Genomic DNA, 14,303 nt, shown 5'->3' with positions numbered 1-14,303 from the left:
ACGACGGGACGGGGGACCCGGGACGCCTGAGGGCTTCGAGGATCACGAAGAGGTGCGTGCAGCATGGCCAAGCAGAACGTCGCCGAGCAGTTCGTCGACATCCTCGTCCGTGCGGGCGTCAAGCGGCTGTACGGGGTCGTGGGCGACAGCCTCAACCCCGTCGTGGACGCGATCCGGCGCAACGCGGCCATCGACTGGATCCACGTCCGGCACGAGGAGACGGCCGCGTTCGCCGCGGGCGCCGAGGCGCAGATCACCGGCAAGCTGGCGGCCTGCGCCGGCTCCTGCGGGCCGGGCAACCTCCACCTGATCAACGGTCTCTACGACGCGCACCGCTCCATGGCGCCCGTGCTGGCCCTGGCCTCGCAGATCCCCTCCAGCGAGATCGGCCTCGGCTACTTCCAGGAGACCCACCCCGACCAGCTGTTCCGGGAGTGCAGTCACTACAGCGAGCTGATCTCCAGCCCGAAGCAGATGCCGCGGCTGCTCCAGACCGCCATCCAGCACGCGGTCGGCCAGTCCGGGGTCAGTGTCGTCTCGCTGCCCGGTGACATCGCCGCCGAGCCCGCCCCCGACCGGACGATCGAGACCGCCCTCGTCACCTCGCGGCCCAGTGTCCGGCCGGGCGACACCGAGATCGACGAACTCGTCGCGATGATCGACGAGGCGCAGAAGGTCACGCTCTTCTGCGGCAGCGGCACGGCGGGCGCGCACGCCGAGGTCATGGAGTTCGCCGAGAAGATCAAGTCGCCGGTCGGGCACGCCCTGCGGGGCAAGGAATGGATCCAGTACGACAACCCGTTCGACGTCGGGATGAGCGGTCTCCTCGGCTACGGTGCCGCCTACGAGGCGACCCACGAGTGCGACCTGCTGATCCTGCTGGGCACCGACTTCCCGTACAACGCGTTCCTGCCCGACGACGTCAAGATCGTCCAGGTCGACGTCCGGCCCGAACACCTGGGGCGGCGCTCCAAGCTGGACCTCGCGGTGTGGGGGGACGTCAAGGAGACCCTGCGCTGTCTGACCCCGCGGGTGCGGCCCAAGGGCAACCGGCGCTTCCTCGACAAGATGCTGAAGAAGCACGCGGACGCGCTCGAGGGCGTCGTCAAGGCCTACACCCGCAAGGTCGACAAGCACGTCCCGATCCACCCCGAGTACGTCGCCTCCGTGCTCGACGAACTCGCCGACGACGACGCGGTGTTCACGGTGGACACCGGGATGTGCAACGTCTGGGCGGCCCGCTACATCACGCCCAACGGCAGCCGCCGGGTGATCGGTTCGTTCTCGCACGGGTCGATGGCGAACGCGCTGCCGATGGCGATCGGCGCCCAGTTCACCGACCGGAACCGGCAGGTCGTGTCGATGTCCGGTGACGGCGGGTTCTCCATGCTGATGGGAGACTTCCTCACGCTCGTCCAGTACGACCTGCCCGTGAAGGTGGTCCTCTTCAACAACTCCGCCCTCGGCATGGTCGAGTTGGAGATGCTCGTCGCCGGTCTGCCCTCGTACGGCACCACCAACAAGAACCCGGACTTCGCGGCCGTGGCGCAGGCGTGCGGGGCGTACGGCGTCCGCGTGGAGAAGCCCAAACAGCTCGCCGGAGCCCTCAGGGACGCCTTCGCGCACAAGGGCCCCGCGCTCGTCGACGTCGTCACCGACCCGAACGCCCTCTCCATCCCGCCGAAGATCAGCTCGGACATGGTGACGGGCTTCGCGCTCTCGGCGTCGAAGATCGTGCTGGACGGCGGGGTCGGGCGCATGCTCCAGATGGCCCGGTCCAATCTGCGCAACGTGCCCCGACCGTAGGCGGCGGCTTCCGCGCGGGCGCCGCGCGAGATCTGTCAGGGGCCGGATCATGTGCCGTCCGGGTCCCGCCGACGGTCGGGCGGCGAAGTCCTGAGGGTTCGCCTCCTCTTCGCGTACGGCGAGTTCGGCAGACGCGTGTCGGCGGTTCGGCTGACTGCCGACGGTCGGCGCGTCTCCCGAACGCGTAGTGCCGGAGCCGTCCCGGGCACACGGCCGGCCGCTCGCCCCGCCGTAGACGCGACGTCCCACCCTTCCTCGCCGGAGTCCCGATGCAGGACGGGGCGAGGTCTCCGTGAGGGACGACCGGCATGGCGTACGGCACCGGCTCCGTCCGGAGACCGGGACCGCCGACGACGGGACGGCGGGCGGTGACGGACCGTCGCCGCCGGGGCCGTCGGCTCCCCGGACGCCCGGTCCCCGACGGGACCCCCTCCGCCAACCCCTGCGTCGACCAGGGGTTTTGCCCGAGCGCTCAGGACGGGTGCCGCCCGGCCGCGATCCGGAACTCCCGTACCCCGTAAGCGGGATCGTCCCGAACATGCCACAGGTCCACGCCGGTGGCACCTGGTGCGCCCGCCGTGCGGCGCGTGGTGACGGCCAGGGCGCCCGCCCCCGGTCCGCCCCGGCGGACACCGCATCGGCGTACGGAGTGGATCCCCGGCGTCCGGGCGGCTCCGTCGCGCCGATCGGTGCCCGATGCAGGTGTCGCGCGACCGTTTCCATGGACACGGCGAGGGGCGATCCGACATGACTGTCACGTTCCCGTTGGGGCATGGATCCCGTGAACGTGTTCGAGCAGGGGGGATCCGACATCGGCACGCAGGCGGGGGTCATGAAGAGGCAGGCAAGCGGAGGCGCTCCGACGGCCGGGGGGACCTCCTCCACCGATCCGGTGGACGACATGTCCGACGGGGCGGCCGACCGGCCGGACACGACGCAACTCCGGCGCCGGCTCGTCAAGGCGGACCTGCGGGCGGTGCCCGAGGTGCGCAGGGCGCTGCGTGAGCTGTTACGTCACTGGGGGATGCCGGGCCGGTCCGAGACGGCCGAGCTGCTGACCAGCGAGCTCGTCACCAACGCGCTGGTCCACACCGACCACGACGCCGTGCTGACGGCGACCGTCGGAGCGCGCCGACTGCACGTTGAGGTACGGGACTTCGTGGGACGCAGGCCCCGGCTGCGCGTCCCCGACGCCGGCGACGGCACCCACGGCAGAGGTCTGATCCTCGTGCAGTCCCTGGCGGACGCGTGGGGCGTGCGGGCGCACGGCGTGGGCAAAGCGGTGTGGTTCGAACTGGACGGCGGCACGGTGTAGAACACCGTGCCGCCGTCGTCGTACGTGTCCGGGTCCGGCCGGAGCCGGACACGCCCGGGCTGTCGCCCGGGCGGAACCGTGCCTCAGCCGAACTGCTGCTCCAGATCCTTGAGCTTGCGCTCGAGGGAGTCGAGCCGCGGAAGGGCCATCGTGTCGTCCTCCGTGGTGAGGTCGACGGTGATCGGCTCAGTGTTCTTGCGGACCGGGGTGAGGGAGGGCCGCGAGCGTACGGGCAGCTGCTCCGCGGTGGATATGGCAGGCTCCGCGGAGCCCGCGGCGGGTGCCCGCTCCACGGTCGCCGTCTCCAGTTCCCGGCCGCCACCCCGCCCGGCGAAGCCGCGGTGTCCACGGCTCAGGGCCTTGAGGTGGGCCCGCTCGACCCGCTCCTCGTTCCGGCGGCGCAGGCGGTTCTGCTCCTTCTGACGCCGGTCCTCGCGCACCTCGTCCACGGCCTCGTCCAGCGTGCGGACGTTCTCCAGGAGCATCAGCGACCACGCGCTGTACGTCTCGCGGGGGGCCCGCAGCCAGCGGACGATGCGGATCTGCGGCAGCGGACGCGGCACCAGACCCTGCTCGCGCAGCGCGGCACGACGGGTCTGCTTCAGCGCGCGGTCGAACAGCACCGCGGCCGACAGGGACATGCCCGCGAAGAACTGCGGGGCACCGGCGTGGGCCATGCCCCGGGGCGCGTGGACCCAGTTGAACCAGGCCGCGGCACCCGCGAACGTCCACACGAGTATGCGGGAACCGAGAGCCGCGTCACCATGGCTGGCCTCGCGCACGGCGAGGACGGAGCAGAACATGGCCGCGCCGTCCAGGCCGAACGGGACGAGGTACTCCCAGCCGTCGGAGAGGCCCAGGTTCTGCTGGCCGAAGCCGACCAGGCCGTGGAAGGAGAGTGCCGCCGCGACCGCGGCACAGCAGAACAACAGCACATAGGAGGCCGAGCCGTAGATGGCCTCCTTACGCCTGCGGCGCTCCTCGCTGCGTTCCCAGGAGTCGTCGCCGCTCGTGTCCCCGGACCGCTTGCCGCGCGCGAGCACCGCCACCGCCGCCAGCAGGCCCAGGAGCAGAACGGCGCCTGGAAGCAGCCAGTTCAGCGATATGTCGGTCAGTCTCATCTGGGGTCCCTTGCATTGGGATAGGGCGTAACGCCCGCCATAGTGGCCCAATCACGTCGGCCCTCAGGGGGTTTCGGGGCAAGAGGCCGCCAAGGGAGTGCACGGGGATGCGCAGGGCGACGTTCTGCTCGAACTGCCGCGCGAGGGACGGGAGTTGAGTGCGAATAAGATTACCCGTACGGATGGTTCGACGGAAAGTTCCTGCGACAGGTGAGGAACTTGTGAAGTACCTGTGATCCGGGGAACGCCTCCGAGATGCCCTCGGGCGATGTTGATCTTAGGGCACGTGCGGGCCAGCGCCCGACCGAGGGTGCCTCAACTCGCTTCGGCGGCGGTCAACTTGCGGACGCGGTCCGCGTCGCAGGTGCGCGGGCAGGTCACGCAGGTGTCCTCGGGGTCCAGTGTGTAGAAGAGGCAGCAGCTCGCCCGGTCGCGGGTGGGCAGCGACCGGCCGGCGGGGCCGGTCAGCTCACGGAACGCCGCGGAGCCGACGTACGGCCGGGTGGCACCGGGCAGCAGCAGCTCCAGCTCGCGCCGGCCGCGCGCCTCCTCGCCGAACAGGGGTGCGAGGTACCAGAGGCCTTCGACGATCTCGTCGGTCGCCATGCCCCACAGGGCCCGGCCGCGCCGCCGCATGCGCGGCCCGAAACCGCCGAGGACCGGTTCCAGGTGTTCGGCCACCGCGGCCCGCACCTCGGCGCGCAGCGCCTCCTCGTCCGGCACGACCCGCGCGCCGGGCAGCGCGGCGGCCGGGTCGTCCGGCAGGCAGGCGAACGTGGTGACACGGACGGCGAACCGGCCGAGCTCGCGGTGGTAGGTGACGTGTTCCACCGGCATGCGGGGCACCCGGCGCTCCAGGAACCACGGCACGGTGATCAGGAGGCAGGCGGGCCAGGCGTACCGGTGCAGTCCGAAGCTCGCCACGACGTCGGGCCGCGCCCGCTGCGCGTAGTCCCGGGTCACCTGCGCCTCGTCCCACGCGAGGAACGCGTCGAGCGCGGGTCCGCCCTCCGCGAGCCCGGCGGCGTGGGCCCAGCCCGCACCGCGGGGCGCCGCCTCTCCGGCGGCCAGTTCCGTGACGCTCAGGTCGGGCATCACCTCGGTCATCCGCGCGTAGGCGTCCGCGACGGACGACACGACGGCGAGGGTGCCGGGGCCGGTCGGGCCGGTCAGGGCGGCCGCGACGGCCTGGGCGGGGTGAGCGGGAGCGGGCATGCGGAACCATCGCTTCACGATCGTTTGCAGGTAAGCCTTACCTTACCCTCCCTTTCGAATGTTTGAACTGAGGCGATGTGCGCCTATCGTGCTTGACGGACAAGTGACAATCGCCGCAATGACCCCAAGCGGCACCCAGCCGGAGGAGGACCCGTGGAGCAGGCCGGTCCGCGCAGCGCCCACGCCTCCGAAGGGCCGGGGGTCCCGGGCACCGCAGCGGCAGCCCCGCGGATTCCGGCGCAGCCCCGGCCCGCGGAACGGAGCCGGCCCGGAGACGTCCCCTCGGACGCCGTCGGCGACGGGACAGGCAGCCGGCCGGGAGGCGCCACCGCCTCGGCCCGCGGGGAGCACACCCACGGCGAGACACCGGTCCCGGGCGGCGCCCGTTCCCCTGCCGTCGTTCCCGCGCAGGGCACCCGACCCGGAACACGGAACAGCGGCGGACGGGCCCGGGTCCCCGACGAGCACCGGTCCGCCGGACCGGCGGACGCCCGGCGCCCCGGCGCACCGGCCGACGACCCGGCTTCCGGATTCCGTGCCCGGCCCGTCGTGCAACGGGCCTCGGTGCGCGGGCAGATCCTCGACGCGCTGCGCACCGCGCTCGTCGCGGGCGAACTCGCGCCCGGCGAGGTGTACTCGGCGCCCGCGCTCGGCGATCGCTTCGGGGTGTCCGCCACGCCGGTGCGCGAGGCCATGCAGCAGCTCGCCCTCGAAGGTGCCGTCGAGGTCGTCCCGAACCGGGGCTTCCGTGTCATCGAGCGCGGTACCCGCGAACTCGCCGAACTCGCAGAGATCCGCGGGCTGATCGAGGTCCCCGTGATGCTCCGGCTCGCCCGCACCGTGTCCGCCGCGCAGTGGACCGAACTGCGCCCGCTCGCCGAGGCCACCGTCCGCGCCGCGTCCTCGGGCTGCCGCGCCACCTACGCCGAGACCGACCGCACCTTCCATCGCGCGGTCCTCGCCCTCGCGGGCAACGCCCAGTTGGTGCGCATCGCCGACGACCTGCACCGCCGCGCGCAGTGGCCCCTCGTCGGCGGTCCCGTCTCCCGGGGGCGCGCCGATCTGGTGGCGGACGCCGCCGAACACACCGCGCTCCTGGACGCGTTGATCGCCGGAGACCTCGCGGTCGTCCAGGCCCTGGTGCGGGAGCACTTCACCGGCGCGTCCTGAACCGGGCTGTCGCTATGCCGTACCGTACCGGCCCGGCCCGGCCCGGCCCGGCACGGCACGGCCCAGCCCGGCCCGGCGCGGCCGTGCCGAGCGCGGCCCGTACGTAACCGTCCGGAGTGCCTCCGTCACGGAACCGTACGGTCCGCGCAACGCTCTCCGCCGCCGGGAACCCGCACCGCCCGCGGTCGCGTGCCCTGGTGCACAGGTTCCGGGCGAAAGCCCGGCCGCAACCGGGGGAGAGAGTCATGCCAGACCCGTCCTGGGCGGCGCAGCAGCAGGCGCAGCAGGCCGCTCAGCAGGCCCAGCGGATCCACCAGAACCACGTCCGCATCCACCACCAGGCGCACGACATGGCCCGCCTCCACGGGGGTTCTCCCCGCACCCATCGCCCGACGGCCCGCACCGGCGCCGGCCGTGGTGGCGGCCTCGGCGGCTTCCTGACGTTCCTCGTCGTGGTGGCCGTGGTCGTCTGCCTGGTCCGCGACCCCGGACTCCGGCACGACGCAACCACGTTCGCGCGCGACCTGCTGGCGCGGATCCAGAACGGCTGACGGCCGCCCGACCTCCCGCGCGGAAGCGTGGACACGGCCACGGCACCTCGCGGGGTCACCGGCACCACTCGTCCTCAGTGCCGTCGTCCGCCCGGCGCGGTGTCTCCCTGATCCGGACCGCCGTGGGCGCACGTGTCGTGCGTGCGCCCACGGGGCCGGTCAGGCCGTCGCCGCGGGGGGTGCCAACTGGGCGGCCAGCCAGGTGGGTACGCCCCCCAGCAGGCGGAACAGCCGGCCCGCCTCCGCACGGAGCCGGGAGGCCTCGGGCTCCGACTCGGCGTCCGCGAGCGACGCCAGCGCCGGGGCCGTACCCACGAGATAGCCCAACTCCTCGCGGATGCGCAGGGACTCGGCGAAGCCGTGCCGGGCCTCCGCCAACTCCCCCTCCCGCAGGGCGAGTCCGGCGAGATGCCGCCAGGTGAAGGACATCAGCAGTGGATCGTCTTGGGCGGTCGCGCCCGCGTGCGCCCGCCGGTACGCCGCCCGGGCCGCCTGCGGAGCCCGGGCCAGGTTCTCGGCGAGCAGGCCGCGCCGGAAGTCCAGCAGGGCCCGTCCCGGAGCGCCGGGGGCGATCAGGGCGGCGGCACGGCCGAGCGCGGCGCGTGCCTCGTCGGCCCGGTCGCGCACGCTCAGCAGGGTGGAGGCGTAGGCGAGTTGACCGCGTTCGCAGGCCGCCGCGCCACGCTCGTCGTCGCTCTGCGCGAGGGCCTCGGCGGTGCGCAGCGCGTCCTCCGCCTCCGCCCACCCCTGCTCCGTGTAGAGACAGCGTTCGACGAGCAGGGAAGCTCTCTGGAGCGAGGCCTCCGCCGTGTGCGGCTGGAGCAGCGCCGCCGCGTCGGCCCAGCAGGCGCGCGAGCGCAGCCGCCATATCGCCGTCTGGAGTGGATCGTCCCCTGCAGTCGTTCCGGAACCAGACATGGCGGTATGCGCCACGTTGCCCTCCCCGAGCACACCATTGAGCTGTTGAGTGGTGGCATCTCAGCACGGATCACCGGGCCCGGCCAAGAGGGTGGGTGAAGGATTTCACAAAGTGGCGGGGCGGGGCCGGTCCTCCGGGACCCCGCCGCGGTTCAGCTCATCCGCAGGGCCAGGAAGAAGTCCAACTTGTCCTCCAGGCGCGACAGGTCACGGCTCGTCAACTGCTCGATCCGCCCGACGCGGTAACGCAGCGTGTTGACATGCAGGTGAAGACGGGCCGCGCAGCGCGTCCAGGAGCCGTCGCAGTCGAGGAACGCCTCCAGGGTGGGGATCAGCTCGGCACGGTGCCGGCTGTCGTAGTCGCGCAGCGGGTCCAGCAACCGCGCGGTGAAGGCCCGGCGGACGTCGTCCGGCACGAAGGGCAGCAGCAGGACGTGCGAGGCCAGCTCCTGGTGCCCGGCCGCGCAGACCCGCCCGGGGCGCGCCGCCGCGACCCGGCGGGCGTGCCGGGCCTCCTCCAGGGCGCCGCGCAGCCCCTCGGCCGAGTGCACGGCGGCACTCACCCCGAGCGTGAGCCGCCCGTCGTCGTTCAGCCCGGCCGACAGCGGGGCCCGTACGGCCTCCAGGAGCCGGTCGGCGTGCAGACCCGCGCCCGAGCCGTCGTCGTCGGCCGAGACCGCGGGAAGGGGGACCAGCGCGATGGCCTCGTCACCCGTGTGGGCGACGGCTATCCGGTCGGAATGTTCCGGACCCGGGGACAGGGGGTCCACGAGGATCTCCTCCAGCAGCGTCTGGGCCACCGGACCGCCCTCGATGTCGCCGCCGTCCCACTCCACGCGCGCCACCACGACCTGCCAGTGCGGGGCCGCGCCGAGGCCCGGCAGCAGCACCGGCGCCGCGACCCGCAGCCGTGCCGCGATCTCGGCGGGCGCCGCCCCCGTCTGGACCAGCTCCAGGACCTCCTGCGCGAGCCGCCGCCGCACCGTACGCGCCGCGTCCCGCCGGTCCCGCTCCACGGCGATGAGCTGGGTGACGCCCTGGAGCAGGTCGAGGCGCTCCTCGGGCCAGTCCCCGGCGTCCGCCTCGACGGCGAGCAGCCAGTCGGAGAGCACCGTCTCGCGCACGTCCCGCGAGGCGGTCGCGGCGCGCGCGGCGGAGCGGATCGGGAAGAGCGAGTACGTCGCCTGGCCGACCGTGACCCGGTGCGGCCCGCGGCGCCCGGTACGGACCGCCGCGAGGTGCTCGGCGGCCAGCCTGGCGCAGATGTCCGCGGGCAGCTCGCCGCCCGCCGCCTTCGACCCGGCGACGGTCCGGCCGGCGGGGGACAGCACCCAGGCGCGCAGGTCGAGGTCGGTGCCGAGCAGGTCGAGGACCACGTCGGGGCCCCCGCCCGCGGGGCCCGACGTCATCATCCGGCGGTGCCGGTCGACCACGGCGGCCAGGTCGCCCGCGCGCTCGCCGGAGACCTGGCGCACGACGTGCTCGGTGATGGTCGCGAAGGCCACCGACTCGTTCACGGCGAACAGCGGCAGGCGGTGCCGGGCACAGGCGAGGACCAGGTCGTCGGGGATGTCGCCCAGCTCCGCCTCACCCGCCGCGAGGCCCGCGACGCCGGTGCTCGCGAGGATGCGGACGAACGGCTCGGAGTCGCTCGCGTCGTGCCGCCAGGCGAGGCCCGTCAGGACCAGCTCCCCGCCCGAGAGGTACCGGCTCGGGTCCTTGAGGTCCGTGGTCATCACACCGCGGACGGTGCGGTCGAGCTCGTCCTCGCCGCCGAGCAGCCGCAGGCCCAGCGCGTCGGTGTCCAGCAGTGCGCGCAGCCGCATTCTCGTCGCCGCCGTTCTTTGTCTCGAAATCTACGATGAAGCGTCGGTGAGGTTCCCGCGAGCGGGTCCCCGGGCCACGCGGAGCCGGTCCGCGGGCGCCGGGCGTCAGTGAGCCCGTCCCCGGGTCGTGGCCTGGGCTTCCGTGATCCGCGCTCGCTGTTTCCAGGGGGCTGTGGTCACTGTTTCCAGGGGAAACCGAGGAGGTAACTGATGGCCTCCGTTCATACGAATCTACAAGATGCGCGCGCTGGCCAGCCAACTCCTTCATGGTTTCGGTGACTGACCCCCGTATGGGACAGCGCTGTGTACTGGCCTCACTCCGCGTTAACACCTCATGAATGAGCCGGGCCGCCCGCACACGATCTGGCTTGATCAGAACGACCGACGACACGAATGAAGAGAGCCACTCATGGACTTCCTTCGCCCCGCCAGCTGGGAGGAGGCGCTCGCCGCCAAGGCTGAGCACCCCACGGCTGTGCCGATTGCGGGTGGCACCGATGTGATGGTCGAGATCAACTTCGACCACCGCAGGCCCGAGTACCTGCTGGACCTCAACCGCATCGGCGAGCTGAGCGAATGGGAGGTCGGCGAGGAGAGCGTGCGTCTGGGCGCCTCCGTTCCGTACACCCACATCATGGAGAACCTGCGCGGCGAGCTGCCGGGCCTGGCCCTCGCCTCCCACACCGTGGCCTCCCCGCAGATCCGCAACCGCGGCGGAGTCGGCGGCAACCTCGGCACCGCCTCCCCGGCCGGTGACGCCCACCCCGCCCTCCTCGCCGCCGGCGCCGAGGTCGAGGCCGAATCCGTCCGCGGAACGCGCCTGATCCCGATCGACGCGTTCTACACGGGTGTGAAGCGCAACGCGCTCGAGCCCGACGAGCTGATCAGGGCCGTGCACGTCAAGAAGGCGGACGGCCCGCAGCAGTACTCGAAGGTCGGCACCCGCAACGCGATGGTGATCGCCGTGTGCGCCTTCGGCCTGGCCCTGCACCCCGACACCCGGACGGTCCGCACCGGCATCGGCTCGGCGGCGCCGACCCCGGTCCGCGCCAAGGCCGCCGAGGACTTCCTGAACGCCGCGCTCGACGAGGGCGGCTTCTGGGACAACGGAAAGATCATCACCCCGTCGGTCGCCAAGCAGTTCGCGGACCTGTGCTCCGCCTCCTGCAACCCGATCGACGACGTCCGCGGCACCGCGAGCTACCGCCGCCACGCGGTGGGCATCATGGCCCGCCGGACGCTGACCTGGACCTGGGAGTCGTACCGCGGCGGCGCCGCCCGCACGGAGGGAGTCGCGTAATGCGCGTCAATTTCACGGTCAACGGCCGCCGGCAGGAGGCCGACGACGTCTGGGAGGGCGAGAGCCTCCTCTACGTCCTGCGCGAGCGCATGGGCCTGCCCGGTTCCAAGAACGCCTGTGAGCAGGGCGAGTGCGGATCCTGCACCGTCCGCCTGGACGGCGTACCGGTGTGTTCCTGTCTGGTCGCCGCGGGGCAGGTGCAGGACCGCGACGTCGTCACCGTCGAGGGCCTCGCCGACTTCGCCAAGCAGCGTGCCGAGCACGGCGGTTGCGCCACCGGCGCCTGCGGCAGCGGCGAGAAGAGCGGCACGTCGCTCGACGCCGCGAAGGGCTGGGCCGCCAAGGGCCAGGACTCGCAGACCGGCGAGGGCAACGAACTCTCCCCGATCCAGCAGGCGTTCATCGACGCCGGCGCCGTCCAGTGCGGCTTCTGCACCCCGGGTCTGCTGGTCGCGGCCGACGAGATGCTGGAGCGCACGCCGAACCCGACCGACGCGGACATCCGCGAAGCGCTGTCGGGCAACCTGTGCCGCTGCACCGGCTACGAGAAGATCATGGACGCGGTCCGCCTGGCGGCCGCCCGGCAGTCCGAGGGGGTCTGACCATGGGAACCACCGGCACGCCCACGAACATCACGCAGGGCTCCAAGACCAAGGGCGGCATCGGCGAGTCCACGCTCCGCCCGGACGGCACCCTCAAGGTCACCGGAGAGTTCGCGTACTCCTCCGACATGTGGCACGAGGACATGCTGTGGGGGCAGATCCTGCGCTCCACCGTCGCGCACGCCGAGATCGTGTCGATCGACACCTCCGAGGCCCTCGCGCAGGCCGGCGTCTACGCCGTCCTGACCTACGACGACCTGCCCACCGCGGTGAAGACCTACGGCCTGGAGATCCAGGACACCCCGGTCCTCGCGCACGGCAAGGTACGCCACCACGGCGAGCCCGTCGCGATCGTCGCCGCCGACCACCCGGAGACCGCGCGCCGCGCGGCCGCCAAGATCAAGGTGGAGTACAGGGAACTGCCGGTCATCACGGACGAGGCGTCCGCGACCGCGCCCGACGCGATCCTCATCCACGAGGGCCGCGACGACCACCACATCGGCCATGTCCCGCACCCCAACATCGTGCACCGGCAGCCGATCGTCCGCGGAGACGTCGAAGAGGCCGCCAAGAAGGCCGACTTCGTCGTCAAGGGCGAGTACACCTTCGGCATGCAGGACCAGGCCTTCCTCGGCCCCGAGTCCGGACTGGCCGTGCCCTCCGAGGACGGCGGCGTCGAGCTCTACGTCGCCACCCAGTGGCTGCACTCGGACCTCAAGCAGATCGCCCCCGTCCTCGGACTGCCCGAGGACAAGGTCCGTATGACGCTCTCCGGCGTCGGCGGTGCCTTCGGAGGCCGCGAGGACCTGTCGATGCAGATCCACGCCTGCCTGCTGGCGCTGCGCACCGGCAAGCCCGTCAAGATCGTCTACAACCGCTTCGAGTCCTTCTTCGGACACGTCCACCGCCACCCCGCCAAGCTCTCCTACGAGCACGGGGCGACCAAGGACGGCAAGCTCACGCACATGAAGGCGCGGATCGTGCTGGACGGCGGCGCCTACGCGTCGGCCTCCCCGGCGGTCGTCGGCAACGCGTCCTCGCTCAGCGTCGGCCCGTACGTCGTCGAGGACGTCGACATCGAGGCCATCGCGCTGTACACCAACAACCCGCCCTGCGGCGCGATGCGCGGCTTCGGCGCGGTCCAGGCGTGCTTCGCCTACGAGGCCCAGATGGACCGGCTCGCCGACAAGGTGGGCATGGACCGGGTCGCGTTCCGCCAGCTCAACGCCATGGAGCAGGGCACGCTCCTGCCCACCGGACAGCCCGTGGACTCGCCGGCCCCGGTCGCCGAACTCCTGCGCCGCGTCAAGGCGATGCCGCTGCCGCCCGAGCAGCAGTGGCTCGCGGCAGGCGAGGCGGCCGACGTACGGCAGCTGCCCGGCGGCCTGTCCAACACCACGCACGGCGAAGGCGTCGTCCGCGGCATCGGCTACGCCGTCGGCATCAAGAACGTCGGCTTCTCCGAGGGCTTCGACGACTACTCCACCGCCAAGGTCCGCATGGAGGTCGTCGGCGGCGAGCCGGTGGCCACCGTGCACACCGCGATGGCGGAGGTCGGCCAGGGCGGCGTCACCGTCCACGCGCAGATCGCCCGCACCGAGCTGGGCGTCACCCAGGTGACGATCCACCCCGCCGACACCCAGGTGGGCAGCGCCGGTTCGACGTCCGCGTCCCGTCAGACGTACGTCACCGGTGGCGCCGTCAAGAACTCCTGCGAGCTGGTCCGCGAGAAGGTCCTGGAACTCGGCCGCCGCAAGTTCGGCACGTACCACCCGGCGTGGGCCACCGCCGAACTCCTGCTGGAGGGCGGCAAGGTCGTCACCGACGGCGGCGAGGTCCTCGCCGACCTGGCCGACGTGCTGGAGGGCGAGGCCGTGGAGATCGAGGCCGAGTGGCGGCACCGCCCCACCGAGGCCTTCGACCTGCGCACCGGCCAGGGCAACGGACACGTCCAGTACTCCTTCGCCGCGCACCGCGCGGTGGTGGAGGTGGACACCGAACTCGGACTGGTCAAGGTCATCGAACTGGCCTGCGCCCAGGACGTCGGCAAGGCGCTCAACCCGCTGTCCGTCATCGGCCAGATCCAGGGTGGCACCACCCAGGGCCTGGGCGTGGCGGTCATGGAGGAGATCATCGTCGACCCGAAGACCGCGAAGGTGCGCAACCCCTCCTTCACGGACTACCTGATCCCCACCATCCTCGACACGCCGACCATCCCCGTCGACGTGCTCGAACTCGCCGACGACCACGCGCCGTACGGGCTCCGTGGCATCGGCGAGGCCCCGACCCTGTCGTCCACGCCGGCCGTCCTCGCGGCGATCCGGAACGCGACGGGTCTGGAGCTCAACCGGACGCCGGTCCGCCCCGAGCACCTCACGGGCACGGGCGCCGCGTAGCACCGGCCAGAACTCTCCGGGCGGCGCAGGGAACGTCACACTTCACCGCGCCGCCCGGAGTCCCGGAACCGCACCGCTCGCGG

General features: G+C 72.3%; 11 protein-coding genes. 7 read left to right on the top strand and 4 right to left on the bottom strand.

Annotated elements, in window-relative coordinates; translation table 11 throughout:
• Positions 1-63 precede the first annotated feature (63 nt).
• Both OG406_RS10335 and OG406_RS10330 read left to right on the top strand, forming a co-directional pair.
• Entirely contained in the window at positions 64-1,806 is a 1,743-nt protein-coding gene (locus OG406_RS10335) for a pyruvate dehydrogenase (RefSeq protein WP_266617313.1), read from the top strand.
• A gap of 901 nt (positions 1,807-2,707) precedes the next feature.
• Complete coding sequence (locus tag OG406_RS10330; RefSeq protein ID WP_443067141.1) at positions 2,708-3,121, top strand: ATP-binding protein; 414 nt, start codon at positions 2,708-2,710, stop codon at positions 3,119-3,121.
• Between the two features lie 83 nt (positions 3,122-3,204).
• On the opposite strand, the gene OG406_RS10325 is transcribed toward OG406_RS10330, so the two are convergent.
• Both OG406_RS10325 and OG406_RS10320 read right to left on the bottom strand, forming a co-directional pair.
• Positions 3,205-4,242, bottom strand: a complete 1,038-nt coding sequence (locus tag OG406_RS10325) for a DUF2637 domain-containing protein (RefSeq protein ID WP_164370261.1) — start codon at positions 4,240-4,242, stop codon at positions 3,205-3,207.
• A 315-nt stretch (positions 4,243-4,557) separates the two neighbouring features.
• Positions 4,558-5,349 carry a (2Fe-2S)-binding protein gene (locus OG406_RS10320; protein ID WP_267050033.1) on the bottom strand — a complete coding sequence of 264 codons (792 nt, stop codon included), beginning with the start codon at positions 5,347-5,349 and terminating at the stop codon, positions 4,558-4,560.
• A 261-nt stretch (positions 5,350-5,610) separates the two neighbouring features.
• Here OG406_RS10320 and OG406_RS10315 point away from each other — a divergent pair, with 261 nt between their 5' ends.
• Positions 5,611-6,627 carry an FCD domain-containing protein gene (locus OG406_RS10315; RefSeq protein WP_404125226.1) on the top strand — a complete coding sequence of 339 codons (1,017 nt, stop codon included), beginning with the start codon at positions 5,611-5,613 and terminating at the stop codon, positions 6,625-6,627.
• 245 nt (positions 6,628-6,872) lie between these two features.
• Entirely contained in the window at positions 6,873-7,178 is a 306-nt protein-coding gene (locus tag OG406_RS10310; protein ID WP_266851765.1) for a hypothetical protein, read from the top strand.
• Positions 7,179-7,337: 159 nt separating this feature from the next.
• On the opposite strand, the gene OG406_RS10305 is transcribed toward OG406_RS10310, so the two are convergent.
• Positions 7,338-8,111, bottom strand: a complete 774-nt coding sequence (locus OG406_RS10305; RefSeq protein ID WP_164370265.1) for a hypothetical protein — start codon at positions 8,109-8,111, stop codon at positions 7,338-7,340.
• Positions 8,112-8,248: 137 nt separating this feature from the next.
• Positions 8,249-9,922 (bottom strand): PucR family transcriptional regulator, encoded by a 1,674-nt coding sequence (locus tag OG406_RS10300; protein WP_266851762.1) that lies wholly within the window; start codon positions 9,920-9,922, stop codon positions 8,249-8,251.
• 409 nt (positions 9,923-10,331) lie between these two features.
• On the opposite strand from OG406_RS10300, the gene OG406_RS10295 reads away from it, so the two are divergent.
• The 3 genes from OG406_RS10295 to OG406_RS10285 are packed head-to-tail and all read left to right on the top strand — an operon-like array spanning position 10,332 to position 14,220.
• Positions 10,332-11,222, top strand: coding sequence for an FAD binding domain-containing protein (locus OG406_RS10295; RefSeq protein ID WP_164370267.1), 891 nt, complete (start codon positions 10,332-10,334; stop codon positions 11,220-11,222).
• Positions 11,222-11,824, top strand: a complete 603-nt coding sequence (locus tag OG406_RS10290; protein WP_329185397.1) for a (2Fe-2S)-binding protein — start codon at positions 11,222-11,224, stop codon at positions 11,822-11,824. The genes OG406_RS10295 and OG406_RS10290 overlap by 1 nt, the downstream gene beginning before the upstream one ends.
• A gap of 2 nt (positions 11,825-11,826) precedes the next feature.
• Positions 11,827-14,220: a xanthine dehydrogenase family protein molybdopterin-binding subunit gene (locus OG406_RS10285; protein ID WP_329185396.1), complete on the top strand. Its 2,394-nt coding sequence runs from the start codon at positions 11,827-11,829 to the stop codon at positions 14,218-14,220.
• Positions 14,221-14,303: the final 83 nt, after the last annotated feature.

The sequence above is a fragment of the Streptomyces sp. NBC_01428 genome, from assembly GCF_036231965.1.
Taxonomy (GTDB): Bacteria; Actinomycetota; Actinomycetes; order Streptomycetales; family Streptomycetaceae; genus Streptomyces.
The sequence above is the reverse complement of the archived record's forward strand: the minus strand, read 5'-3'. Positions and strand labels throughout refer to the sequence as shown.